Consider the following 24,462-nt stretch of genomic DNA (forward strand, 5'->3'; position numbering starts at 1 on the left):
AGGCTCAGCCCGAACGGGAATGGGCTCAGCCCAAACGGGAAAAAGCTCAGGCCGAACGGGACAAGGCTTCGCTCGAACCTGAAAAAGCTCAGCCCAAACGGGAAAAAGCCCAGCCCGAACGGAAGCAGGGGGCTGGCTCAAGCCGGATCCCAGACGATCAGCTGGATCGGCGTCGGGTTGTAGGCGTTGCAGGGGTTGTTGAGTTGCGGGCAGTTGCTGATGAGCACCCACACGTCCATCTCGGCGCGCATCTCCACGTACTTGCCCGGGCCGGACACACCGTCTTCAAAGCTCAGCGCACCGTCGGCCGTCACCGGCACGTTCATGAAGAAGTTGATGTTGGGCACCAGGTCGCGTTTGCCCAGGCCCACGTCGGCGTGCTGCAGGGCGATCAGGTAGTTGTCGCGGCAGCTGTGCATGTACTTCTTCTGCAGCGCATAGCGCACGGTGTTGCTCTCGGCTGCGCAGGCGCCGCCCAAAGTGTCGTGGCGGCCGCAGGTGTCGGCCACGATGGTGAGCATGGCGTGGCCGTCGTTGCTGCGGATCACCGAGCCGGTGGTGAGGTAGATGCCACCCTGGCGCTGCATGGTTTGCGTGGCGCTGTAGTGCTCGGCCGGGTCGTGGCGGTTGTAGAAGAGCACGTCGGCGGCCTGGTTGCCTTCGAGGTCGACGATGCGCAGCGTCTGCCCGCGCTTCACCTCGAACAGGATCGGCTCGCCCGCCGGGTGGCGCTGGTTCATCACGGCGTGGGCCGGGTCGAGCGCGCTTTCTTGAATGCGGATGTCGGTGGCGGTGGTCATCGGGGTCTCCTCACAGGTAGAGCTGGTCGGTGTTGTGCAGGGCGCGTGCGTTTTCCGGGCGGTGTGCGCGGCACACGTCATTGGCCGGCGCGGGGCCGCAGCGCCAGGCCACGAGCCCCACTTTCTTCGGGCTGTAGGTGGGCGCGGTGTCCAGCCCGTGCGGCGCGGTGCTGATGGCGACGATCACGTCCATGTCCAGGCGCAGCTCCACGAAGTCACCGGCCTTCGCGTGATCGGGCTGGTAGGCAAAGCGGCCCTGCGCGTCCACGCCCACCTTGCTGAAGAGGTTCACCGGCGCGATCAGGTCGCGCTTGCCCAGGCCGTATTTGCCAATCTCGATCAGCAGGCCGTCCTTGCCCGAGCGGTGCATGGCGTTGCGCGCGTGTTCGTAGCGCTTCTCGCCGTATTTCCCGTGCATCAGTTCGGCGTCGAGCAGGGCGCCCAGCGGGTCGTGCCAGCCCACGCTGTCGGCGGTGAAGCTGGCCATGCTGCGGCCCATGTCGCTCATGAGCACATGGCCGCGCGTGTAGTGCGCGGTGTGCTGCGCCTTGAGCGAATCGGGCATGTTGTAGCGCTCGAGTTTTTCCTGCGCCGAGTACAGCACCAGGCTCACGTTGGCGCCCGCTTCCAGCGCCACGAAGCGCAGGGCGCTGCCGCGCGGCATGCGCCAGCTCCAGTGGCTGCCGCCGGGCACCACTTCGCTCCACATCACCTGCGCGGTGTTCACACCCGCGAGGGCGGGCGCGGGAAAGCGCTGCCAGAGGGCCGGGGCGTCCACCGGCGCGGCGGGCGAGGGGTTGGGTGGCACCACGGCCAGGGGATCGTTCAGGGTGTCGTCGCGGGTGTTCATGGGAGGTCTCCGGGTTCAGACGGCGGTGCCCGTCATGCGCTGCAGTTGTTCGAGGTCGGTCTTCATGCCGGACGTCTCGCGGATGCGGTCCAGGATGTCGCGCTTGAGGCGCACGAATTCGGGCGCGTGCTTGAGGTCTTGCGCACGCTGGTCGCCAAAGGGCACGTCGTAGATCGTGTCGATGCGGCCCGGGCGCGGTGCCATCAGCACCACGCGCGAGCCCAGGTACAGCGCCTCTTCCACGTCGTGCGTGACGAAGACGATGGTGGCCTTCTCCAGCTTGTGCACATAGCGAATGAGGTCGTGCATCACCTCGCGGGTCTGGGCGTCGAGCGCGCCGAAGGGTTCGTCCATCAGCACGATGTCGGGGCGGCCCATGAGCGCGCGCGCAATCGCCACGCGCTGCTGCATGCCACCCGAGAGCTGGTTGGGCCAGGCGTGGCCCATGGCCTGCAGGCCCATGAGGCGCAGCAAGGCGTCGGCCCGGCCGGCGGCGGCTTCCACATCCGACGAGGTGCGGCCCTCGGTGTGCGCGGCGAGCTGGCGGCAGAACTTGATGTTTTCGCACACCGTCATCCAGGGATACAGGCTGTAGTGCTGGAACACCATGGCGCGGTCGATGCCGGGGCCAGTGACGGGCTGGCCGTCCACCAGCAGGTCGCCGCTGGTTTGCACCTCCAGCCCGCCGATGGTGCGCAGCAGGGTGGACTTGCCACAGCCCGAGGCGCCCACGAAGGTGACGAACTCGTTGGCGCGGATGTCGAGGTCGATGCCCTCCAGCGCATTCAGCGGCGCGCCGTCGAAGCGCTTGAAGACGTTGCGGATCGCGATCTTGGGCATGGGGATGGGGGTGGTGCTCATCGGGTCAGCCCTTCAGGTACAGCCAGGGGAACGCGCGGCGGTGCGCGAAGCGAAACAGCTGGTCCGTGATCAGCCCGATGAGGCCGATGACGATGATGCCGGCGAAGATCGTGTCGGTCTGCAGGAAACGCTGCGCGCGCAGGATCGCGTAGCCCAGGCCGGAATTGGCGGCCACCAGCTCGGCCACCACGAGGTACGTCCAGGCCCAGCCCATGGTGATGCGCATCGTGTCCATCAGGGCCGGCTTGGCACTCGGGAAGATCACCTTCTCCACCAGCTCGGCGCGGTTGGCACCCATGGTCTGCGCGGCCTCCACCTGCGCGGCCGGCACGCGGCGCACGTCCTCGGCCACCATCAGCACCATCTGGAAGAACGTGCCGATGAAGATGATGGCGATCTTGGAGCCTTCGCCAATGCCCACCCACAGCATCACCAGTGGAATAAAGGCCACCGCGGGCATGTAGCGCACGAAATCGGTCAAGGGCTCCAGCAGCGCCTGCACCGCGCGGTAAGAGCCGATGAACAGACCCAGCGGCAGCGCAATCACCGCCGACAGCACAAAGCCCGCCACCACGCGGTAGATGCTGATGCCCATGTCTTCGAACAGCCCGGTCTCTGTGGCCCAGGTCCAGGCCTTGGTGAGCACCTGCAGCGGGGCCGGCAGGAACACCGGGTCCAGCCCGCCAAAGGCCGCGAGCAGGGCCCATAGCACCAAAGGGGTGAACAGGCCGGTGAGCGCCAGCACCCAATAGGTGCGCCGGGCAATGGGCGCGCGCACCGTCCAGAGGTGGGAACGCCGGCGGGCGGGGGGTGCGTGAAGCTGGGAAGACGGCATGCGGGCTCCTGAACGGGGACACAAAAGCGGAGAGGCATGTGCTTCGCAGCGCACAGCGTCTCCCGGGCTTTTGTCCCTCCGTGGAGCCACACGATCGTGGCCGACTGCTCTCGGACCAGACAGCTTGGCGTCAACCCGTCGGGGTGGTCGTTCAACCGACTGACGCAAAGCCCGGAACCCTAGCGGTCTTCAAGGCTGGCGGTGTGCGGGCACAGCGCCTCTCTGTTTCAGGGGTTAGCAATATCGGTGCCAGAGGATGCGGTGCGCGAGCGGCCCGCCTACACTAGGCCCCCACCCACTTTCCCCACCCCCAAGTGACCCACTGGAAAACCCGGCAAATGATCCACGCCTCCGGCTGGCCGCTGGCGCCGGAGCTGCTGGCGCCTGGCGCCGACTTCAACGCGCGCCTGGAGGGAGGCCTGGTGCCCTTGCACTGGGCGTGTGCCGAGGGCAAGCCCGGCATGGTGAAGTACATGCTGGAGCACGGTGCCAACGTGCTGGACGCCGCAGACGGGCAGGTGAGTGTGGCCGGGCGCACGCCGCTGTACATGGCCATTCACTCGGGCAACTTTCAAACGGTGATGCTGGTGATCGACCGCCTCAAGGCGCTGGGCGCACCGCCAGCCGACGAGGCGCTCAGGAAGCGCCTGACGAGCGCCTTCAGCCAGAGCCATGCGGATGCGAAGAACCGCCTGGCGCAGACTTTGAAGGACTGGGATCGCCTGGCCCGCAAGGCGCCGATACCCCCACCCAAGGCGTGACCTGCCGGGTGGCAGAATGCGCCGTCTCCCCGGGCTTCCCGGCTTCTTCTTCCTACCCGTCGCCTCATGAAATTTCCGCCGCTTCCCGGCACGCTGGGCATTGACTTCGGCACCTCCAACTCGGCGGTGTCCTTCGCGGCGCCGGGGGGCGAGTCGCGCCTGATTCCGCTGGAGGGCGACGCCACCTCGATGCCCACGGCGGTGTTCTTCAACGCGGAAGACCGCTATACGCATTTCGGGCGCGACGCCGTGGCCCAGTACCTCACCGGCACCGAAGGCCGGCTGCTGCGCTCGCTCAAAAGCCTGCTGGGCAGCCCCTTGCTGCTCGAATCCACGGTGGTCAACCACCAGCAGGTGAGCTTTCAGCAGATCGTGGAGATCTACCTCAACGAGCTGCGCGAGCGTGCGGCGGTGGTGATCGGTGGAGCGCCCCGGCGCGTGGTGATGGGGCGACCGGTGCACTTTGTCGACGACGACCCGGTGCGCGACGCGATGGCCCAGCGCTCCCTGCACGACGCCGCGCTGGCCGTGGGCTTTGACGATGTGACGTTCCAGCTCGAACCGATTGCCGCCGCGCTCGACCACGAGCGCCGTCTCACCCGCGAGAACGTGGTGCTCGTGGTCGATCTGGGCGGCGGCACATCCGACTTCACCGTGGTGCGCCTGGGGCCGCAGCGCATGCAGCAGGCCGACCGCAGCGCCGACGTGCTGGCCACCACGGGCGTGCACATCGGTGGCACCGACTTTGACCAGCGCCTGAGCCTGTCGCAGGTGATGCCCAAGCTGGGCTTTCGCCACCACGGCAGCGACGGGCGCGAGGTGCCCAGCCGCGTGTTCATCGACCTCTCCACCTGGCACCTGATCCAGTGGCTGTACCTGCCGCGCGCCATGGCCCAGGCGCAGGCGCTGCGCGTGAACTACGCCGACGTGAAGCTGCACGAGCGCCTCATGCGCGTGCTGGAGCAGCGCGACGGCCACCGCATTGCGCACGAGGTGGAAGACGCCAAGATCCGCTGCTCGCAGCGCGACGGCGACACCTTGATCGACCTGGACTTTGTGGCCACCGACCTGTGGGCGCCGCTGGGTGCGGACGACATGGCCGAGCAGCTGCAGCCCCTGCTCGCCCGCACCGTGCAGTGCGCGCGCGAGTGCGTGCAGCTGGCCGGCCTGGGCGACGGCACGCTGGACGCGATCTACCTCACGGGCGGATCGTCGGCGCTGGCGCCGCTGCAGCGTGCGCTGCGTGCGGAGTTCGGTGGTGTGCCGCTGGTGGAAGGCGACCTGTTTGGCGGCGTGGCGTCGGGGCTGGTTTACTCGCGCGCTTGAAGCCGGCCCGCCGCCGCCCGCCCTTCGGAAAACCGCTGCAGGAACTGCCGGCCGCGCTCCGTGGCGGGCTCGGAAAAGAACTGCTCGGGCGTGCCGGTTTCCACCACCACGCCCCGGTCCATGAAGACCACGCGGTTGGCGGCCTCGCGTGCAAAGGCCATCTCGTGCGTCACCACCACCATGGTCATGCCGTCGCGGGCCAGGTCTCGCATCACGGCCAGCACCTCGCCCACCAGCTCAGGGTCGAGCGCGCTGGTGGGCTCGTCAAACAGCAGCAGCGCGGGCTTCATGGCCAGGGCGCGGGCGATGCCCACGCGCTGCTTCTGCCCGCCCGAGAGGCGGGCGGGAAACATGTCGCGCTTGTCGAACAGGCCCACGCGCCGCAGCAGCGCTTCGGCTTCGGTGCGCACCTCGTCCTTCGGGCGGCGCTGCACGTGGAGTGGCGCTTCCATCACGTTTTGCAGCACGGTGAGGTGAGGCCACAGCGCGAACTGCTGGAACACCATGCCGATGCGCGTGCGCACCTGGGCGAGCTGCTGGTCGCTCATCACCACACCGCCCGATGTGACGCCGATGGGCTGGCTGTCCAGCAGCACGCGGCCGCTGTCGGGCCGCTCCAGCCAGTTGATGCAGCGCAGCAGGGTGGACTTGCCCGAGCCCGACGGGCCCAGCAGGCACACCGTTTCGCCGCGCTGCACGTGGAACGAAATGTCGTCGAGCACCCGCAGGCTGCCGAAGCTTTTGCTCAGGGACACGACGCTGAGAAGGGGGATGAGCATGGGCATGGTGTTGGGGGGAGCGGCAGACCGCTCAGCGGCGCGCCTCGGCCAGGCGCCCTGCGGCGGACACGGCGGCTTCCACGACCAGGCAGAGCACCCAGTACAGGAGCACGGCGGTGACGAAGGCCGCAAATGGAATGAAGTGGCGCGACTGGATGGAGTTCACCGCGTTGGTGAGTTCGGGCAGCGTGATGATGGTGAGAAAGGCGCTGTCCTTGATGATCTGGATCACCTGGTTGCCCAGCACCGGTGCGCAGGACAGCGCCAGCGGCGGCAGCACGATGCGGCGGAACAGGCCAAAGCCGCTGTAGCCGAAGGCCATGCCGGCTTCGATGGGCGCGCGCGGTTGGGCGACCCATGCCGCGCGCAGGATTTCTGCCATGTACGCCGCGTGGTACACGGTGAGCGCGAGCAGCCCGGCGCTCCAGGCGTCGAGCTGCAGGCCCAGGGTGGGCAGGCCGTAGTAGACGAGGTAGGCGAACAGCAGGAACGGCGTGCAGCGCGCGGCGTCGACAAACACCCGGGCGGGCGTGCTGAGCCAGCGGCTGGCGCTCATCAGCGGCATGGACAGCAGCGCCCCCAGTGCCAGCGCGGCCAGGGCGCACAGCAGCGACAGGATCACCGTGTTGCCCAGTCCCGAGAGCAACAGCCCGCGCTCGGACCACACGATGGCGAAGTCGTTCATCATGCGGCGGCCTCTCGCCGCACCAGGCGGCCCTCCAGCCAGCGCTGCAGGCTGACCAGCGCGAACACGATGGGGATGTAGATGGCCAGCGCCACGAGCAGGGGTGGCAGCGGTTCGTAGGTTTGTGCGCCGATGCGCACGGCAGCGCGCGTGATGTCCACCACGCCCACCACCGCCAGCACCGGGGTGAGCTTGACGAGCAGGGACATCTCGTTGATCAAACCCGGCAGCGCGGTGCGCGCGATCTGGGGCAACACGATGCGGCGAAAGCGCAGCACGCGCCCCATGCCCACCGACTGCGCGGCCTCAATCTGGTCTTTGGGCAGATCGAGCAGGGCAGCGCGCCACACCTCGCAGTTGAACGCTGCGGTGTTCAGCGTCAGGGCGAGCAGGCCGGCGGTGACCGGTCCCATGGAAATGCCCGCGCTGGGCAAGGCAAAGAACAGCAGCAGCACCAGCGTCACCAGCGGCGTGGCGCGCAGCAGGCTCACATACACCGCCACCGCCGGGTTGGCCAGGGGCACGCGGGCCCAGCGCAGCAGCGCCAGGCCCAGCCCCAGCGGAAGGCCCAGCGCGATGCCCGCGACCGACAGCAGCAGCGTGGTCAACGCACCGCTGAAGATGGTCAGGACATCGGTCGGGCTCATGCGCGGTGCGGCTCAGTCCGGGCTCACTGCTGCGGCGTGTAGCTCACCGGCAGGTTGAAGGCCTCGCCAAACCACTTCTTCTGCAGCGCCGGCATCACACCGTTGGCCTTCTGTGCCGCGATGAAGTCGTTCATGAACTTCAGCAACTCCGCGTTGCCTTTCTTCACGGCCCACGCGGGATACGAGTTGCCCGACACCGCTTGCCCCAGTTCGAATACCGCGGGCTTCTCGGCCGCCAGCGCCTTGAGGTTGATGACGGTGTTGATGACGTAGTCGGTGCGCTTGAGCGCGAGGTCCTGGTAGGCCTCGGGGTACGACGCGTACTCCACCACCTTGCCGATCTTGCCGCCGTCTTTCGCCAGCATCGCCTGCAGCTCGGGCAGGCGGCTCAGGAAGGCGCTGCCGGTCTGCACGCCCACGGTCTTGCCGTTGAGGTCCTTGATGGACTTGATGCTGCTGTCGTCCTTGCGCTTGACGTAGTAGTGCGTGGCATCGGCGATGGGGCTGGTGAAGTCCAGCGACTGCGTGCGCTCCTTGGTCATGAGCACCGCAGTGATGGCAATGTCGTACTTGCCCGTCGCCACGCCGGCGAGGATGCCGGGCCAGGGCAGGATTTCCTGCCGGATTTCAAACGGCGCGTATTTGCGCAGCGCGTCCACCATCTCGTGGTTGAAGCCGGTGGGCTTGCCGTCCTTGATGAACTCGAACGGCTTGAAGTCGTCTTCCGTGACCACCACCAGGTAGCCCCGTTTCTTGATCTCGGCCAGGTCTGCGGCCTGTGCGGTGCCGGCCCACAGCGCGAGGGGCAGCAGCAGGGCGGCGAGCAGGCCGCGGCGTGAAAGGGCGGGGGTGACAGAGGGCATGGTGGAGCTCCAGGTGGATGAAGGGGAAGGGCGCATGAGAAGGAGGGAATGCGTGAGAGCGGGTGCAAGTTGCATGCCCGAAGCTCAGCCGGGTGCGTGCCACTCCAGCACGCGCCAGTGGCCTGGCAGGTGGCTGCAGGTGACGGTGGCGTCTGTGGGCCCTGTGCGCTGCAGGGTGCAGGTGTGTGCGTGCCGCTCCAGCGCGGGCAGCGTGGCGCGCTCCACCGTCCACACACCCTCGCGCCACGCACCCAAGGCGATCTCGAAGTCGAGCAAGGCGTCGGCCTGGTCGGGGTGGCGCTGCACCACGTCGGCCAGTGTGTCGTCGGGCGCGGTGCCGGTGGGCCAGGGCGCGCTGCGCGGGCGCAGGTGCATGAGGTACTGGCCGCTCACCAGCAGCCGCTCGGCGGTGGGCTGGCCGGCGGCGTCCAGCGCGGCAAGCGCGATGCGCTGCCCCACCGAGCCAGGCAAGCGCTCCCACACCTCCAGGTAGGTGCCGTGCACGCCGGTTTCCACCACGCGCTCGGGCGTCTCAAACGTCATGAAACCCGCATCAGGCGTGCTGCGCGGGGGCTGGAAGTCGACCGTGCGCTGCCAGGTGCAGACCTCGGGCATGAGCGGGTCGGGGCGGGTGATGGCGGTGGTGCCGCCAAAGCCCTGCTGCTGCGCGCGGCCTTCTGGCGTGCGGCGGTCCACGTCGGCGGGCACGCGCAGGTCGCCGTGCCACAGGCCGGTTTGCAGCCAGCGCACCCAGGTGGTGGTGTCGTGGGTGTCGGGCGTGTGCAGCAGGGTGCGGGCCCACACGCCGTGGTACTGCTCGGGGATGGGGGTGCTCATATCACGGCGTTCGGAAAGGTCGGCAGGCGGCGGAAGAAGGCCATGTCGTGGTTGGGCCAGAGCCGCGCGCCCGTCTCGCGGGTGAGCGCCTTGAGTTTGCGGATGCTCTGCACGGCTTGCTGTTCGTTGCCTTGCCACAGCGTGCCGGGGGCGACTTCGTCGTCGATGTTTTCCTGCAGGTCGGCGGCGTCGCCCGCGAGCAGCACGGGCTGGCCTTGCGGCAGCTCGATCAGCATCGACATGTGCCCGGCGGTGTGGCCCGGCGTGGCGATGGCGTGCACGCCCGGGGTCACGGTGTACTCGCCTTCCTTCAGGCTGAACGGGATGGCGCGCGCTTCGTCATCGAGCAGGTCGTCGTCGAACACGGCGCTGTCCTGTCCGCTGCAGGCGGCATTCCACTCGTCGCGCTGCAGGTGGATCTCGGCGCCGCAGCCGCAGCGCCGCAGTTCCTTGAGGCCGCCGGCGTGGTCAAAGTGCAGGTGGCCGATGAAGATGACGTCGACGTCCTGCGGGGTGAGGCCCAGGCGCGCCAGGTGGTGGGGCAGGCGATGTTCGTCGCGCATGTCGGGCGCGCCCATCTCGAAGGTGGCGGGGTCGTAGTAGCGCTGGCGCAGCGCGGGCGTGTGGATCTTGGCGTGGTCGCAGCCCACGTCGTACAGGATGCGGCCGTTGGGGGTTTCGATGAGGTACGCCAGGATGGGCGCCTCGATGGGTTCGCCGCGCCCCCGGTTGAGGGTGGAGATGGACTTGTCGTAGCGGTGGGTGGCCGTGAGCAGCGGCCAGAGGCGCAGGGCACGTGTCATGGTTCAGGCGCCGCTGAAGGCCTGCGTCCAGGTGGTGGCGCCGGTGCGTGGTGCAGTGCCTCTGCCGAGCTCGGCCACCATGTCGGCGGTGCTGAGCAGCCGCCCGAAGATGCCGCCTTCCACCCCGATCATGGCCAGCGCGGGGGCCTGCAGCTCGGGGCGGCTGGCGGCGGTGGCGTCGCCCACGGTGGTGCAGTCAAAGCCGCGGTCCACCGCTTCGCGCAGCGTGGAGTGCACGCACACCTCGGTCGTCACGCCGCACAGGATGAGCCGCTGCGTGCGGTGCGCGGCCAGCACCTGCCCCAGCCGCGTGAGGTGGAAGGCACCGTAGCCGGGCTTGTCGATCACGGTCTCGCCCGGGGCAGGCTTGAGGGCCTCGATGAAATCGTGCCCCTGCTCGCCGCGCACCAGCAGCCGCCCCAGCGGTCCCTGGCTGCCAATGGCGGCGCCGGCGGCCACGCTGCGTGCGAGCTTGGCGGGCGGGCAGTCGGAGAGGTCGGGCAGATGGCCTTCGCGCGTGTGCACCACCAGCAGGCCGGCGGCACGCGCGGCCTGGAGCAGCCGCTGGATGTTGGCCACCGGTTCGCGCAGGCGCTGCACGTCCATGCCGGCGGTGTCGGCGTAGCCGCCGGGGCTGCAGAAGTCACGCTGCATGTCGATCACGATGAGCGCGGTGTTCATTCGCAATCCTCCGTGCTGCGCACTGCGGTGCGAGCTGGCTTGGGGCGGCCCGGCGCGGCGCTCATTCTGGCGGCCTCGTGAAACCGGTGCGGATGGCCTCGGCCATCCGCTGTGCCACTTCGTCGGCGAGCAGGCGGCCCTTGGCGGCATCGGCGCCTCTGGCCGACGAGAGCACGCCCGAGGCGGGCACCCAGTCGGTGCGCGGCGGGTACATGTCGTAGGGCGGGAAGTCGGCCGGTCCGTCGTCGGGCAGCAGGTCCATGCGCACGAGGCCGGGGTGGTAGTGCAGCATCATCGAGGTCTCCAGCACGGCGGCATGCTCCAGCGCAAAGCCGGGGAAGCCGTCGGGGAACACATCGCCCAGGGTGTCGGGCGTCATGAAGTCCCAGTACTCCAGCCGCATCACCTGCAGCGGGTTCAGGGGGTCGGCGGCCCTGGCGTCGCGCAGGCCGAGGTCGATGCCTTCGATCAGGAACCACTGGTTCTCGTAGTGGCCATTGACGATCACCAGTTGGTGCAAGCCATGGCGCGCGAATTCGCGCACCGTGTCGCGCACCTGGCCAATGAGGGTGGCCGCGTCCACGCTGGTGGTGCCGCAGAAGTGCTGGCCGCCGCCGCACTTGGGCTGCGACTTGTAGCCGTACGACAGCGTGGGCGCGACCAGCCCGCCCACGCGCGCGGCGGTGTCGGCGGCCACGGCGGCCGAGAGCAGGCCGTCGGTGCCCAGCGGCAGGTGCGGGCCGTGTTGTTCGAGCGCGCCCACGGGCAGCAGCACGGGGGGCTGGTCTTGCTGCACACGGGCCTGGTAGTCGACCCAGGAGAGTTCGTTCATCCACACGGTGGCTGTCATTCAGGTTCCTTGAGGTTGGGGTGCGGGCGAGGCGTCGATGGCCTCCACGAAAGCGGCCAGGGTGATCAGCGCACCACCGGCCCACTCCAGGGCGGTCATGGACTCGTCACCGAACCAGACGGCGGTCAACACCGCCACCACCAGTTCGGCCAGCAGGACCACACCGGCCTTGCTGCTCTCGATGTGCGTCACGCCAAACTGCCAGGTGGCGGTGGCCAGCAGCAGCCAGACGAAGCCGTAGGCCAGCACCGCGATCCACACGCCCATGCCCATCTGCGTGGGCACGCTGTGGCCGAGTGCGCTGGTGGCCAGGAGGGACATCACGCCGCAGCCCGCGAACACCGCGAAGGTCTTGCTGACCATGGGCACCTGTTGCGCGGCGCGGGCAATCACGTTGTTGGCCGCGAAGCAGAAGCCGGCCGAGAGGGCGAGGACGTCCACGAAGCTCAAGGCGAGGTTCATGCCGCCCGTGCCGCCCAGGAAGAGCCACAGCCCGGTGAGGGCCATCACCACCGCGGCCCAGCGCAGCGGCGGAATGCGCTCCTTCAAAAACAGCCAGCCACCCAGCACCGACCACACGGGCGACAGGTAGAAAAGAAACATCACCCGCACCACATCGCCCAGCATCAGCGCATTGACGAACGAGGTGTTGGCCCAGCCCCCCACCACGGCCAGCGCCAGCAGCATGCCCCACTGCGCGCGCCAGGCGGCGCGCTGGCGCCAGATGAACACGCTGGCGAACAGGCCCACCACGCCGTAAGAGAGCAAGGACACCATGGGCCCGGTGAGCCCTTGGGCAATGAACCACTTCAGCGGCATCCACGACAGGCCCCACAGCGAGGCGGAGAACAGCAGCACGCCGGTGGCGACGCGTCGGGACGGATGGGTGAGCAGGGACATGGGGGGCCTCAGGGCATGACCGAGCCGCCGTTGGGCCCGAGCACCTGCCCGCAGTAAAAGCGCGAGAGGTCGCTCGCCAGAAACAGCGCGGTGGCCGCGATCTCTTCGGGCTCGGCCACGCGGTGCTGCGGAATGGCGAGTTCCTTTTCCATCCACTCCGCGCTCATGCTCTCCAGTGACACCATGGCGGTGTTCACCGGGCCGGGTGCAATGGCGTTGACGCGGATGCCGTGCGGCGCAAACTCGCGCGCCAGCGAGCGCGTGAGCCCGATCACGCCGGCCTTGGCCGCGCAGTAGGGGGCGTAGTTCTCACGGCCCAGGATGCCGAGGTCGGACGCGAGGTTGACGATGACACCGTCGCCGCGCGTCACCATGCCCGGCAGCACCGCGCGCGAGGTGAGAAACACCGACTTCAGGTCGACGCCGAGCATGCGGTCCCAGTCGGCTTCGGTGGTGTCCAGAAACGGCTTCTCCTGGATGATGCCGGCGTTGTTGACGAGGATGTGCACCTCGCCCGCCTGCGCCACCAGGCGCTGCACCTCGCTGCCCACGCTCACATCGGCGTCGATGGCCATGGCCTGCCCGCCGGCCGATTCGATGGCCTGCACCACGGCCTGTGCGGCCTCGGCCTGGCGCAGGTGGTTTACCACCACATGAGCACCGGCCTGCGCGAGCAGCAGGGCTGTGGCGCGCCCGATGCCCGTGGCCGCACCCGTGACCAGCGCGCGCCGGCCCGACAGCGACAGCGGGTTCATGCCATCACCTCGCCATGGCTGGCCACCAGGCACTGGCCGGTGAGCGAGTGGGAGCCCTGGCTGGCGAGGAACAGGAACACGCCGGCCAGGTCGTCGGGCGTGAGCATGACGGGCATGGCCTGCCGCGCCAGGATCTCGCGCTCCATCGCGGCTTCGCTGCGCCCTTGTTCCTTTGCCATGGCGCTGAGAGAGCGCAGGGCCGCAGCGGTGCGCACCCAGCCTGGGCACACGGCGTTCACGCGGATGCCCCGTGGCCCCAGTTCCAGTGCGAGCGAGCGCGTGAGGCCCACCACCGCATGCTTGCTTGCCGCGTAGGCCGAAAAGCCGGCCACGCCGATGCGGCCCCAGATGGAAGACTGGTTGATCACGCTGGCGCCGCGAGGCAGCAGCGGCAGCAGGGCCTGCGTGAGGCGAACCATGGACGTGACGTTGTTGTCCAGCAGGAACGACCAGGCGTCCATGGCATCGGGTGCGCGGTTGTCGAGCGGCGTGGGGTACTCGGTGCCGGCGTTGTTCACCAGCACGTCCAGCACCCCCCACCGCGTGCGCACCTGTTGCACCACGTGCTCGACCTGCGTTGCCTCGCCCAGGTCGCAGACCGCCGTGTCTGCGCCGAGCTCCGAGGCCAGGGCGGGCAGGGTGGTATCGGGGCGGTCCAGCAGCATCAGGCGCGCACCCTGCGCCGCAAAGGCCCGCGCCAGCGCGCTGCCAATGCCACCGGCCGCGCCGGTGATCAGCACCGTTTTGCCCTGCAGGCCGTAGTGGACGGCCATGTCAGACGGCGGTCAGAAACGACACGCCGACAGCACCAAGAAAGCCGTCCGCCCGACCGGGCGTGCCCGGTGGCTGAACCACGCCGTAGTTGCTGGCGAGCACGCGCTTGACGCGGTTGATGTGAAAGCTGCGCAGCAGCTCGCGCACCGTCACCACCTGCGCGTAGTCGTCGGGGTAGAGCTCGCGGTGAAAGGCGGGCAGGCGGTACCAGGGCGCGGTGGGGCGCTCGTGGTGGGCGTTGTGAAAGCCGAAGTTCAGCCACACGAGGTTGAGCCACTTCGCGTCCAGGCTCACCACGTCGCTGAAGGTGTTGGCCTGTTCGTACACGCGGTCGCGCACCTTGTCCTGGGGAATCGGCGTGTCGTCCAGGATGGGGTAGGCGTCGTAGGTGTGCTGGAAGCAGTCGGCAAAGCGCAGCACCGTCACGAAGATGAGGAAGGCCAGCGCGTAGAGCAGCAGGGCCTTGAGCGACCACATGCCCAGCGCCACGATGGCCGCCAGCCGCACCAGCGCCGTGGCCACCACGCGGGTGCGCGCGGCCTTCTTTTTCTCGCTGATGAAGGGCAGCGCGATCACGTAGCCGCGCATCACGAACTCCACGGCCGGGATGTAGGCCCATTCCAGGGCGAGCACCGTGCGCCGCACCAACGGGTGCGCGCGCAGGAAGGCCTGGGCGTCGAAGGTGATGACATCGGCGCGCTCGACGTGGTGGCGCATGTGCTTGCGGCGCAGGTCGGCAAAGCTGGCGTAGCAGCTGCCGTTGATCCAGCTCATGAGCGTGCCCCAGCGCTCGTTGGCCTGCGGGGTGCGAAAGATCGCGTGGTGCGCGAACTCGTGAATGAAGTACGCCGACCACACCAGCGTCTGGGCCACCAGCAGCACGCCCAGTGCGTTGAGCCAGCCACTGGCCTGGCCCAGCAGCGCAATGCCGGCGGGCCAGCCCAGCACCGTGAAGGCGAGGGCTGCCGCGTTGGGCCACACGCCGTCCTCATAGCGAAATACCGGTTTCATGGAATGGCTTTCAAACCGGCCACCGCAGCGGTGCCCGTGGCACCTGTGCGGCGACCCGGGAGGGGCTTACTTGGCCAGGGCCTTCACCAGGCTGGCGTCAAACGTGGCTTCGGTGGCGGGCACCGTGGTGATCTGGCCCTTGGCCTTGAGCAGCTGGCCGATGATGTCGCCGCTGGCGTAGTACGACGTGGTTTCCTTGGCGGGCAGGAACGCCTTGGGCATTTCGGCCAGCGGGATGTTGTAGACGCCGGTGAGCTGTTCCTTCACCTCGGCGGCCGACACGCCCATGAACTTGCCGATGATCTTGTGCGCTTCGGCGGGCTTGGCCTTCATGTAGGCCATGCCGTCCAGATACGCCTTCATGATGCCGGTGATCTCGGCGGGCTTGGCCTTGATGACCTTGTCATCGAACACCAGCACGTCGGCAATGAGGCCGGGCGCGTTTTTCGACGAGAACACCACCTTGAACTTCTTGCCACCGCCCTGGCCGAGGATCTGCGACAGGCTGGGTTCGTAGGTCACGCCGATCGGCAGCTGGCCGGAGGCCATGGCCGCGGGCACGGCTTCGGGCGTCATGCTCACGGGGGTGATGTCCTTCTCGGTCAGGTTCACCGTCTTGAGCGCGTACGACAGCAGGAAGTCGCTCGGCGAGAGCGGGTTGTAGCCGATCTTCTTGCCCTTGAAATCCGCCACCTTGGTGATGCTGCTGTCGGCCACGATGGCGTCGCCACCGTTCGAGTAGTCGATGGGCATCACCACCTTCATGTTGCGGCCGGCGGCCACCTGGCCGACCACCTGGTCGTAGGTCAGCATGCCGCCGTCGACCGCTCCCGAGGCGATGGCCGCCGGAATGAGCGCCGGGTCGTTGAACACCTGCAGCGAGACCTTGAGGTTGTATTTCTTGTAGAGGTCCAGCGCCTCGGCCACATAGAAGGGGCCGTAGCCGATCCACACCACGGTGGCGATCTTCATGGGCGCAGGGGCCTGCGCGAACGCGCCCACCGTGGCCAGCGACAAGGCCAGACCCAGGGCGGGCTTGAGGAATTGGTGGCGCCGCGACATGGAGCGCAGGCTGGCGGAGGCAGAGGGGGCGTTGCTTTTCATCAGAGGACTCCAGGGGTGGTTGGGACGCGCAGGAAGAACCGATCTGTGATCGTTCTCCCGGGCTTTTGTCCCTCCGTGGAGCCTGCGATGAGGCCGGCACACTCTCGGACCAGACACCACACGCCAGGGCAGCTGGCAGCGCGGTCGGAACCCTAGTGCACCTGAATGCTGAGCTGTCTCGGGAACGGACCCCAGATCGCTCTTCTTGCGGTGACAACCTCAGCAGAAAGCGTGCCAGCGCATGTGGCGGGGTGTGGCCCCCTGCGACCCCGCTGCATGCACCAAAACAAGGGTGCGGCGCCGCGGGCGACGCACCGTGGCGCACGCAGGCGCCCGTTTGTGGTGCGGTGGCGGTGTCAGCGCCGGGTGCGCCGTGGTCGCGCGGCCGGCTCGGCCGGTTCGGCAGGCACGTCCAGCGGCACGAAGGGCGCGCGCGCTTCGTCGCTCAGGCCGCTGGTGAGCAGTTGCAGCAGCTTGATGAGCTGGTCGCGCTGCGACAGGCTCAGGGGCGAGAGCAGGCGCTGGTAGGCCTGCTCGGCCGGGCCGTGTGCGCTGGCCAGCAGCTTCTCGCCGGCGGGCGTGAGGGCCACCGCCATCTGCCGGCGGCTGCGCTCGGACAACTGCCGCGCCACCAGGCCGCGCTCTTCCAGGCCGTGCAGCACGCGCATGACGGTGACCTTGTCGAAGGCCAGCGCGCGCGCCAGGCGGGTCTGGTCCAGGCCGGGTTCGCTGGCCAGCACGGTGAGCACGCCGTACTGCGCGGGCGTGAGCCCGACGCTGGCGCAGGCGCCCTCGAAGACGGCGGTGGAGATCTGGTGGGCGTGGCGCAACAGAAAACCCGGGCGCTGGTAGAGGTGGAGTTGCGGCATGGGTGTGGGCGTGTGTGACCTGAGGGATTCTACGGATGGCGCATCGCACGGCCACAGGCGCAAACTGGTTGGCATGCTAACGATTGGAGACTTCGCATGAACCGCTTCACATCACCGTCCCGCCGGCACTGGCTGGCCACCGCGCTGCTGGCCATGGCCGGCGTGGCGCAAGCACAGGCACCGGCACCGGCCTCCGGCGGCGAACCGCCGTTGCGCCTGATCGTGCCCTTCACGCCGGGCACCGGCATCGACCTGATCGCGCGCACGGTGGGCCCCAAGCTCGCCGAACGCCTCAAGCGCCCGGTGGTGGTGGACAACCGCGTGGGCGCCTCCGGCAACATCGGCACCGAAGCCGTGGTGCGCGCCGCGCCCGACGGCAACACGCTGCTGGTGAGCGTGAACACGCTGGTGATGAACCGCAGCCTGTACCCGCAGGCGGGCTTTGACCCCGTGCGCGACCTCACCCCCGTGGGCCTCACCAGCTGGGGCCAGCTCATTCTGGTGGCGCACCCCAAGAGCGGCTTTGCCACCGCCGCCGACCTCGTGGCCGCCGCGAAGAAGGCGCCGGGCCGGCTGAACTACGCCTCGCCCGGCGTGGGCACGCCGCACCACCTCTCCATGGAGCTCTTCAAGAGCACGGCCGGTGTGTTCCTCACGCACATTCCCTACCGCGGCACCGGCCCGGCGGTGGCCGACATGCTGGGCGGCCAGGTGGATGCGATGTTTTTGCCGATCCATGTGGCGCTGCCGCAGGTGCGCGCGGGCAAGCTGGTGGCGCTGGGCATTGGCAGCGACAAGCGCCACCCCCTGCTGCCCGACGTGCCCACGCTGGCCGAGGCGAAGGCGGGCAACGTGAACGTGGACATGTGGTACGGCATCTTTGCGCCCAAGGGCATGCCGGCAGCGCAAGTGAGCGCGCTCAACCGCGAGATCAACGACATCCTGGCGGGTGAAGACGTGAAGAAGGCGTTTTCGGGCCAGGGCATGGACCCGAGCACCGGCACACCCGAAGCCTTCGGGCGGCTGGTGGCGCAGGACGCGGACCGGTGGGCGAAGTTGATCAAGGCCCAGAACATCAAGGCTGAATAAGATGAGTGTGGCGATTGTGGGGGGCGGTATTGCCGGGTTGGCGTTTGCGCTGGCGCTGCATCAGCGTGGCATCGGGTGCGACGTGTACGAGGGCGTGGCCGACGTGAAGGAGCTGGGCGTGGGCATCACGCTGCTGCCGCATGCCATGAAGGAGCTGGCGGCGCTGGGCTTGCTCCCCGCGCTGGAGGCGGTGGCCATCGAGAACCTGGAGAGCGTGTTCTTCAACCGCCATGGCCAGTTCGTGTACCGCGAGGCGCGCGGCCGCCACGCGGGCTACGCGCTGCCCGAGCTGGGCATACACCGCGGCAAGCTGCACCGCATCCTGTTTGAGGCGGCGCTGGAGCGACTGGGGCGCGAGCGCGTGCACACCGGTCGCCGCGTGAGTGGCCTGAGCCAGGACGCCGAGGGCGTCACGCTGCGCTTCGAGCCCACGCCATCCGGTCAGCCCGCGCCGGTGCGCGCCGAGTGGGTGGTGGCGTGCGACGGTGTGAACTCGGCGGTGCGCCGCCACTTCTACCCCGACGACCAGGTGTGCTTCGCCGGCATCAACACCTGGCGCGGCGTGAGCGTGCACAAGCCCATCCTCACGGGCAAGAGCTACATCCGCATCGGCTCCATCGACACCGGCAAGATGGTGATCTACCCCATCGTGGACAACGTGGACGGCCAGGGCAACCAGCTCATCAACTGGGTGGCCGAAATCCGCGACCCCCAGGCCGCCATGAACGACTGGAACCGCCCCGGTCGGCTGGAAGACTTTCTGCCGGTGTTCGATGCCTGGCGCTACGACTGGCTCGACGTGCCCGCGCTCATCACCTCGGCGCAGCAGGTGTTCGAGTACCCCATGGTCGACAAGGATGCGCTGCCACGCTGGACCTTTGACCGCGTCACGCTCATGGGCGACGCTGCGCACCCCATGTACCCGCGCGGCTCCAATGGCTCGGCACAGGCGCTGGTGGACGCGCGCACGCTGGCCGACGAAATCGCCGCCACCACCGACCGGCGCGCGGCCCTGCAGCGCTACCAGGACACGCGCCTGCCCGCCACCGCGCGCGTGGTGCGGACCAACCGCACCGTGCCGCCTGACGCCATCATCATGAAAGCCGACGAGCTCAGCGGTGGCCAGCCGTTCAGCCAGATCGACGACCTCATCAGCCAGGCCGAGCTGCGCGCCATTTCGGACCACTACAAGGAAGTGGCGGGGTTCGCGCTGAAGGCGTGAGGGGCGCGGCGCAGTGGCGCCGGGGATACCTGCGACTGCCGCCAGAGCGCGGGCCATTGTTCGGTCCAGCAACAGCGGTGATCGAACCCAGGCAGGCGCAGGCCCTGCGCGCGACTGCCCTCGGGCAGGTGGGCCATGAAGCGCTGCGCGGTGTCCGGAGGTACCACCGCGTCCCGCTCACCAGAGAAGTGCCATTGGGGCAGGGCACCGAGCGCAGGTGCGCGCTCCAGCGGGTCCAGCGAGTCGTGCAGGGGTGTGAGCCCGTGCACGCGCGTCCAGTGCGTGGGGTCGAGGTTGCCCGCGACGGAGGTGAGCGAGGCCACATCGGTGCGCCGCGCGGCCACCAGGACGGCCAGCGCCGCACCGCCGGAATAACCCACCAGATGCAGCCGTGTGGCGCCGTAGCGCTGAACGAGGGCGTCCAGTGCCTGCGAGGTGGCCCGCACGGCCTGCTCCGAGAACCGCGCGTGGGTCCACAGCGCGCCAGGGCACTGGGCAGTGTCGCGACGCCCGGTGTACTGGCATGGCCGCGCGAGGTACACCGCCAGGCCTTCTGGTTGCGCCAGTGCCAGGCGCAATGCCAAGGGGTCAAGCGGCGTGGGGTCGGGCGAGGGGCGGGTGGGCGTGAGCCAGGCGAGGCCATCGCCCTCGATGTAGACCGTGAGCGGCTGGGCCCGCCGCACCGCGTGGGCCGGTGGCCCGAAAGCCGTGAGCTCGATGGGCGGCCCCCCGAGCGTCATCCGCTGCCAGTCGCGCGTTGCAGCCCACCGGCTTGCCGTTGCCGCGCGCTCGCTGCCATCCGGCAGCGTGGTGCATGCTGCCAGCAACGCAATGAGCACGGCGAGCGGTATCCGGGCCGCTCGCATGAGTTTCCTCAAAACGCCCAGCGTGCCTTGAGTGACACCGAATGGCTGTGGAAGCCCTTGCGGTATTCGCCGTCCACGCGCCCGATGAGTTCGGCGCCCTGGCGCGTCTGGTGCACCACACCCAGCCCGAGGCGCGTGCCCCATGCACCGGGGCGGATGCCTTCGGTGACGAAGGACGCACCCGGCGCGCCCGCGTAGGCGGCGGTGATGCGCGTGGCGCTGTTGCGCAGGTCGTAGGTCACGCCGGCGTCTGCGAGCACGGCGGTGGCATCGGTGTAGTCGTGGCGCCACTGGGTGATGAAGCCCAGATCGAGTGCGCTGGCGCTGCGGGCCTGCACCTGCAGGTTGAGCAGGCCGGCACCGGTTTCGGTGTAGGCGTCGTCGCGGATGTGGGTGTAGTCCAGCTGCAGCGACGGCGTGACGCGGGTGCGCGGGCCGAGGGCGAAGTGGCGGTCGAGTGCCACGCCCAGGTGCACCGCCTGGCTGTTGTACTTCGAGGCCGCGGCCACGCTGGCGAACGGAATCGAGCGCAGGCCATCGGTGGCGTTGCGGCCCACGTCGGCCTGGAAGCGGATGTCGGTTTGCTCCGTCATGCGGTAGGTGCCGTAGCCGATCAGCTGCAGGATGTTCACGTCGGCGCGCTGCGCTGCCACCGTCGAGTTGCTGTCCACCCGACTGCGCGCATAGGCCAGGGCCGCGCCCCACTTCAAATCGGTCTTGCTGTCCACATCCACACCGCCCACCATGCCGTAGACGTCGGCGCCGTAGCCAGAGACACCGTTGCGGTCATCCTGTTGGGCCCAGGTGCCAAAGGGTTTCATCCACACATGGCGGTCGCCCGCGAAGCCATCGCCCGAGGACAGGCCCCGGTTGAACGCGGCACGCGCCTGCACCACCCGGTTCACGCCGCTGAGGGCGTCGCGCGTGGCCATGTGCGAGCCACCGGTGAGCAGTGGCAGGGTTTGCGTCAAGGCGCCCGAGACCTGGGCATCGGTGCTCAGGCCGGTGAAGAGCGCGCTCAGGGCGGTGGTCGCGTCGATCACGCGCGCGGCGTTCAGGCCGGGCTGGTTGCCCTGTGCATCGGCCGAAGCGTAGACACCGCTGCCCGAAGGGGCCGGTGAAGGTGTCGGGTTGTTGTAGGTCACGCAGCTGTTGGCCAGCGTGTACAGGGTGAAGCCGGGGTCGCGCAGGCTGGTGTGCACGCCACTGTTGCCCGGAATGGGGGCATTCAGGTTGTCCTGGGCGACGTCCAGGTACAGGCTGTAGCCGCTGGCGCTGAAATAGGCCTCGTCAAAGGTGCGGGCCACGCCACACACCGTGTTGCTGTAAGTGCTGAAGTACCCGAGATCGCCGATGCCGAAGCTCACCGCGGTGGGAGCGGTCACGCTCAGGCTGGCCGAGGTGATGCGGCTGCTGCCCATGAGGCTGTAGTCCACCGTCATGGTGCCTGTGAGGTAGGCGCCATTGGTCAGCTCGGTCTGTGCGTTCTGGGTGAACGTGTAGGTCACGACCTGGGCAATGGCCGACAGCGGGAACAAGGTGCTGGCGATGAGGGCAGTGGCCCAGCGGGCGGTGCGGTGACTCCGTGCGTGTCTTGAGGGCATCTTCTGTGTGTCGAGTTCCCGGTGCGGGTGAGCCGCGCGGTGCACCGGGGTGGAAGGTCAGTGACGGCTTACTTTGTGATCGACGCCCCGCTGCAAAGCTTGAATGCCGCCAAGCCCGGAAAAAGGCGTGGAATCCCGTTCAGTTTCAAAACGGGCGGTTGTCTGACAGACCACGCAACGCCTGCGGCCTAGCATGGGCCATGCAGGTACTCACCGTGAACATCCACAAAGGCTACGACGTCTTCAACACCCGATCCGTGCTGCACGACCTGCGCGAGGCCGTGCGTGCGATGGGCTCTGACGTGGTGTTTCTGCAGGAGGTCAAGGGCGGCAGTGGGTCAACCGCTGCGCAGTACGAATTCCTGGCTGACCAGATCTGGCCGCAGCACGCCTACGGGCGCAACGCGGTGGCCGAAGGGCAGGACCATGGCAACGCGGTGCTTTCGCGCTTTCCGGTGCTGCACAGCGAGAACCACGACATGTCCATTCCCGGCGCCGAGCCGCGCGGGCTGCTGCATTGCGTGCTGAACATGCCTTTCGGGCAAGCGCACCTGCACGTGATGTGCGTGCACCTGGGCCTGCGCGCCTCGCACCGGCGCCACCAGCTCGCCCGGCTGTGCGAGCTGGTGGATCGCCACGTGCCCGCCAGCGCGCCGCTGGTGGTGGCGGGCGATTTCAACGACTGGCGCCTGCACGCCGACGAGCTGCTCAAGCCCAGCGGCCTGCGTGAGGTGTTTCGCCAGGCGCACGGCCAGCACGCCCGCAGCTTTCCCGCCAGCTGGCCGGTGCTGCGGCTCGACCGCATCTACGTGCGCGGCCTGGCGCGTGCGGTGCCTGTGCCCATGCCCCGGCGGCCGTGGGCGCAGCTCTCCGACCATGCCCCGCTGGCTGCCGACATCGAACTGGAGCGCACATCATGAATTCGCATTGGGTCCCGGGCAACCGCATCACGCTGCTGGAAAACGGCGAGGGCTACTACCCGCGCGTGTTTGAAGCCATCGCTTCCGCCGAAAAAGAGGTGCTGCTGGAAACCTTCATCCTCTTTGACGACAAGGTGGGCCGCCAGCTGCACGAGGCGTTGCTGAGCGCGGCGCGCCGCGGTGCCCAGGTGCACGTGCTGCTGGACGGCTGGGGCTCGCCCGACCTGCCGGCGTCGTTCACGCAGCCTCTCATTGAAGCGGGGGTGCAGCTGCGCGCGTTTGAGCCGGCGCAGTGGTTCCTGGGGGCGCGCGTCAACCTGCTGCGCCGCATGCACCACAAGCTGGTGGTGGTGGACGGGCGGGTGGCGTTCGTTGGCGGTATCAACTATTCGCTGGACCACCTGGCCGAGTTCGGCCCGCTGGGCAAGCAGGACTACGCGGTGGAAGTGGAGGGCCCGCTGGTGGGGCAGGTGCAGGCCTTCTGCCGCGCCAACGTCGAGGGCCCGCAGCCCACGCGCGGCCAGTGGCTGCGCCGCTGGCGCGCGAGCCTGCGCCGCCGGGGTGTGGAGCAGCTTACGGGCGAGGGTGCGCTGGCCGCGTTCGTCACGCGCGACAACCTGGAGCACCGCAGCGACATCGAGCGCCACTACCGCGCCGCCATTCGCAGTGCGCGCCAACGCATCGTGATTGCCAACGCCTACTTTTTCCCCGGCTACCGCTTTCTGCGCGACCTGCGCCGCGCCGCGCGCCGCGGCGTGCAGGTGGACCTGCTGCTGCAGGGCCGGCCCGACATGGTGTGGGTCAAGCGCGCGAGCGAGCTGCTGTACCAGCACCTCATGCGCGCCGGTGTGCGCATTCATGAATACACCGAGCGGCCCCTGCACGGCAAGGTGGCGGTGGTGGACGACGAGTGGGCCACGGTGGGTTCGAGCAACCTCGACCCCACCAGCCTGAGCCTGAACCTGGAGGCCAACGTGGTGGTGCGCGACGCGGCATTCGCCACGCACCTGCGCGAGCGCATTGACGACCTGCTCGACACCTGCTGCCAGCGCGTGGAACTGCCCACGCCGGGGCGCCTGCAATCCGCGTGGATCGCGGTGCGCAGCCTGGTGGTGTTTCATGCGCTGCGCCGCTTTCCGGACTGGACGCGCCAGACCGCTGGGCGCGCGCCGCGCGTGGTGCCGCTGACGGCCGACTCCGCATGACGCCTGCGCTGGAGCGCGCCTGGCGCTGGACCCGGCGCCTGGCGCCCTGGGTGCTGGCCGCGCTGGTGCTCGGCCTGGTGGCCCAGCAGGCCAGGGCGGTCGACTGGCCCGAGGTGGGGCAGGCGCTGCGGCAGATGCCGCCCTGGCGGCTGGCCGCTGCCGCCGGCATCGCGGTGCTGAGCTACGCGGTGTACGCCGGGTTCGACCTGGTGGGGCGCCACCTCACGCGGCACCGGCTTTCGGCGCCCCGCACGCTGGGCACCGCCGCGATCAGCTACGCGTTCAACCTCAACTTCGGCGCGCTGGTGGGCGGCCTGGCCATGCGCCTGCGGCTCTACACCCGCTGGGGCGTGGAAGCCGCCACCGTGGCCAAGGTGATCGCACTCAGCATGACCACCAACTGGCTGGGCTACCTGTGGGTGGCCGGCGCGGTGTTGCTGTGGTCGCCGCCCAGGCTGCCGGGCGAATGGGCGCCGGGCGACGCCGTGCTGCGGGCCATCGGCGCGCTGATGGTCGCGCTCGCGCTGGGCTATCTGGCGCTGTGCGCGGGGTCGCGCCAGCGCAC

General features: G+C 68.8%; 27 protein-coding genes and 2 riboswitches. Of the genes, 7 read left to right on the forward strand and 20 right to left on the reverse strand.

The genetic code is table 11. The features are described from left to right. Window positions 1-137: 137 nt before the first annotated feature. The 4 genes from KXJ60_RS14050 to KXJ60_RS14065 form a co-directional block, all read right to left on the reverse strand. On the reverse strand, window positions 138-800 hold the full coding sequence (locus tag KXJ60_RS14050; RefSeq protein ID WP_291129016.1) for an urea amidolyase associated protein UAAP2: 663 nt from the start codon (window positions 798-800) through the stop codon (window positions 138-140). A gap of 10 nt (window positions 801-810) precedes the next feature. After that, window positions 811-1,509 carry an urea amidolyase associated protein UAAP1 gene (locus KXJ60_RS14055; RefSeq protein ID WP_291129101.1) on the reverse strand — a complete coding sequence of 233 codons (699 nt, stop codon included), beginning with the start codon at window positions 1,507-1,509 and terminating at the stop codon, window positions 811-813. Window positions 1,510-1,665: 156 nt separating this feature from the next. Then, complete coding sequence (locus KXJ60_RS14060) at window positions 1,666-2,511, reverse strand: ABC transporter ATP-binding protein (RefSeq protein WP_291129024.1); 846 nt, start codon at window positions 2,509-2,511, stop codon at window positions 1,666-1,668. A 4-nt stretch (window positions 2,512-2,515) separates the two neighbouring features. Further along, on the reverse strand, window positions 2,516-3,346 hold the full coding sequence (locus KXJ60_RS14065; RefSeq protein ID WP_291129027.1) for an ABC transporter permease: 831 nt from the start codon (window positions 3,344-3,346) through the stop codon (window positions 2,516-2,518). A 57-nt stretch (window positions 3,347-3,403) separates the two neighbouring features. Continuing rightward, window positions 3,404-3,540: riboswitch (guanidine-I (ykkC/yxkD leader) on the reverse strand. A 144-nt stretch (window positions 3,541-3,684) separates the two neighbouring features. Here KXJ60_RS14065 and KXJ60_RS14070 point away from each other — a divergent pair. Together KXJ60_RS14070 and KXJ60_RS14075 are read left to right on the forward strand one after the other, a co-directional pair. Beyond that, complete coding sequence (locus tag KXJ60_RS14070) at window positions 3,685-4,107, forward strand: ankyrin repeat domain-containing protein (RefSeq protein WP_291129036.1); 423 nt, start codon at window positions 3,685-3,687, stop codon at window positions 4,105-4,107. 66 nt (window positions 4,108-4,173) lie between these two features. Next, complete coding sequence (locus KXJ60_RS14075) at window positions 4,174-5,433, forward strand: Hsp70 family protein (RefSeq protein WP_291129039.1); 1,260 nt, start codon at window positions 4,174-4,176, stop codon at window positions 5,431-5,433. Here KXJ60_RS14075 and KXJ60_RS14080 read toward each other — a convergent pair. From KXJ60_RS14080 to KXJ60_RS14145, 14 genes are all read right to left on the reverse strand, one after another. Then, window positions 5,418-6,212: an amino acid ABC transporter ATP-binding protein gene (locus tag KXJ60_RS14080; RefSeq protein WP_291129042.1), complete on the reverse strand. Its 795-nt coding sequence runs from the start codon at window positions 6,210-6,212 to the stop codon at window positions 5,418-5,420. The two genes, KXJ60_RS14075 and KXJ60_RS14080, sit on opposite strands and share 16 nt — an antisense overlap. A gap of 31 nt (window positions 6,213-6,243) precedes the next feature. After that, window positions 6,244-6,900, reverse strand: coding sequence for an ABC transporter permease subunit (locus tag KXJ60_RS14085; RefSeq protein ID WP_291129045.1), 657 nt, complete (start codon window positions 6,898-6,900; stop codon window positions 6,244-6,246). Next, window positions 6,897-7,544 (reverse strand): amino acid ABC transporter permease, encoded by a 648-nt coding sequence (locus KXJ60_RS14090; protein WP_291129048.1) that lies wholly within the window; start codon window positions 7,542-7,544, stop codon window positions 6,897-6,899. Before KXJ60_RS14090 ends, KXJ60_RS14085 begins: the two co-directional genes overlap by 4 nt. Before the next feature lie 23 nt (window positions 7,545-7,567). Beyond that, on the reverse strand, window positions 7,568-8,407 hold the full coding sequence (locus KXJ60_RS14095; RefSeq protein ID WP_291129050.1) for a transporter substrate-binding domain-containing protein: 840 nt from the start codon (window positions 8,405-8,407) through the stop codon (window positions 7,568-7,570). A gap of 84 nt (window positions 8,408-8,491) precedes the next feature. Continuing rightward, window positions 8,492-9,244, reverse strand: coding sequence for a hypothetical protein (locus KXJ60_RS14100; protein ID WP_291129052.1), 753 nt, complete (start codon window positions 9,242-9,244; stop codon window positions 8,492-8,494). Further along, window positions 9,241-10,047 (reverse strand): N-acyl homoserine lactonase family protein, encoded by an 807-nt coding sequence (locus tag KXJ60_RS14105; RefSeq protein WP_291129055.1) that lies wholly within the window; start codon window positions 10,045-10,047, stop codon window positions 9,241-9,243. Before KXJ60_RS14105 ends, KXJ60_RS14100 begins: the two co-directional genes overlap by 4 nt. Window positions 10,048-10,050: 3 nt before the next feature. Beyond that, entirely contained in the window at window positions 10,051-10,728 is a 678-nt protein-coding gene (locus KXJ60_RS14110; protein WP_291129057.1) for an isochorismatase family cysteine hydrolase, read from the reverse strand. A gap of 61 nt (window positions 10,729-10,789) precedes the next feature. Then, window positions 10,790-11,578, reverse strand: coding sequence for a creatininase (locus KXJ60_RS14115; RefSeq protein WP_291129060.1), 789 nt, complete (start codon window positions 11,576-11,578; stop codon window positions 10,790-10,792). Continuing rightward, a complete protein-coding gene (locus tag KXJ60_RS14120) occupies window positions 11,579-12,478 on the reverse strand; it encodes a DMT family transporter (protein WP_291129063.1) in 900 nt (299 codons plus the stop codon). Between the two features lie 8 nt (window positions 12,479-12,486). Further along, window positions 12,487-13,233, reverse strand: coding sequence for a 3-oxoacyl-ACP reductase family protein (locus KXJ60_RS14125; protein ID WP_291129072.1), 747 nt, complete (start codon window positions 13,231-13,233; stop codon window positions 12,487-12,489). Beyond that, window positions 13,230-14,006, reverse strand: coding sequence for an SDR family oxidoreductase (locus tag KXJ60_RS14130; protein WP_291129074.1), 777 nt, complete (start codon window positions 14,004-14,006; stop codon window positions 13,230-13,232). The genes KXJ60_RS14125 and KXJ60_RS14130 overlap by 4 nt, the downstream gene beginning before the upstream one ends. A 1-nt stretch (window position 14,007) precedes the next feature. Beyond that, window positions 14,008-15,018, reverse strand: coding sequence for a fatty acid desaturase (locus KXJ60_RS14135; protein WP_291129076.1), 1,011 nt, complete (start codon window positions 15,016-15,018; stop codon window positions 14,008-14,010). A gap of 66 nt (window positions 15,019-15,084) precedes the next feature. Then, entirely contained in the window at window positions 15,085-16,122 is a 1,038-nt protein-coding gene (locus KXJ60_RS14140; protein WP_291129079.1) for an ABC transporter substrate-binding protein, read from the reverse strand. Window positions 16,123-16,174: 52 nt separating this feature from the next. Continuing rightward, window positions 16,175-16,289, reverse strand: a riboswitch (guanidine-I (ykkC/yxkD leader). A 189-nt stretch (window positions 16,290-16,478) separates the two neighbouring features. Then, complete coding sequence (locus KXJ60_RS14145; protein WP_291129081.1) at window positions 16,479-16,991, reverse strand: MarR family transcriptional regulator; 513 nt, start codon at window positions 16,989-16,991, stop codon at window positions 16,479-16,481. A 96-nt stretch (window positions 16,992-17,087) separates the two neighbouring features. Between KXJ60_RS14145 and KXJ60_RS14150 the strand changes: the two genes are divergently transcribed. Together KXJ60_RS14150 and KXJ60_RS14155 are read left to right on the forward strand one after the other, a co-directional pair. Beyond that, a complete protein-coding gene (locus KXJ60_RS14150) occupies window positions 17,088-18,080 on the forward strand; it encodes a tripartite tricarboxylate transporter substrate binding protein (protein ID WP_291129084.1) in 993 nt (330 codons plus the stop codon). Between the two features lies 1 nt (window position 18,081). Then, on the forward strand, window positions 18,082-19,302 hold the full coding sequence (locus KXJ60_RS14155; protein ID WP_291129086.1) for a flavin-dependent oxidoreductase: 1,221 nt from the start codon (window positions 18,082-18,084) through the stop codon (window positions 19,300-19,302). Here KXJ60_RS14155 and KXJ60_RS14160 read toward each other — a convergent pair. Together KXJ60_RS14160 and KXJ60_RS14165 are read right to left on the reverse strand one after the other, a co-directional pair. Beyond that, window positions 19,266-20,168 (reverse strand): alpha/beta hydrolase, encoded by a 903-nt coding sequence (locus tag KXJ60_RS14160; RefSeq protein ID WP_291129088.1) that lies wholly within the window; start codon window positions 20,166-20,168, stop codon window positions 19,266-19,268. The two genes, KXJ60_RS14155 and KXJ60_RS14160, sit on opposite strands and share 37 nt — an antisense overlap. 8 nt (window positions 20,169-20,176) lie before the next feature. Then, window positions 20,177-21,772, reverse strand: coding sequence for an autotransporter outer membrane beta-barrel domain-containing protein (locus tag KXJ60_RS14165; protein ID WP_291129091.1), 1,596 nt, complete (start codon window positions 21,770-21,772; stop codon window positions 20,177-20,179). 200 nt (window positions 21,773-21,972) lie between these two features. Between KXJ60_RS14165 and KXJ60_RS14170 the strand changes: the two genes are divergently transcribed. From KXJ60_RS14170 to KXJ60_RS14180, 3 genes are all read left to right on the forward strand, one after another. Further along, entirely contained in the window at window positions 21,973-22,692 is a 720-nt protein-coding gene (locus KXJ60_RS14170; RefSeq protein WP_291129094.1) for an endonuclease/exonuclease/phosphatase family protein, read from the forward strand. After that, entirely contained in the window at window positions 22,689-23,897 is a 1,209-nt protein-coding gene (gene clsB / locus KXJ60_RS14175; RefSeq protein WP_291129095.1) for a cardiolipin synthase ClsB, read from the forward strand. Before KXJ60_RS14170 ends, clsB begins: the two co-directional genes overlap by 4 nt. Next, window positions 23,894-24,462: YbhN family protein (locus KXJ60_RS14180; RefSeq protein ID WP_291129098.1), on the forward strand; the 569-nt coding region annotated here is incomplete at its 3' end. The genes clsB and KXJ60_RS14180, both read left to right, overlap by 4 nt.

Origin of the sequence: Hydrogenophaga sp., from assembly GCF_019264445.1 — a bacterium.
GTDB lineage: Bacteria > Pseudomonadota > Gammaproteobacteria > Burkholderiales > Burkholderiaceae_C > Hydrogenophaga.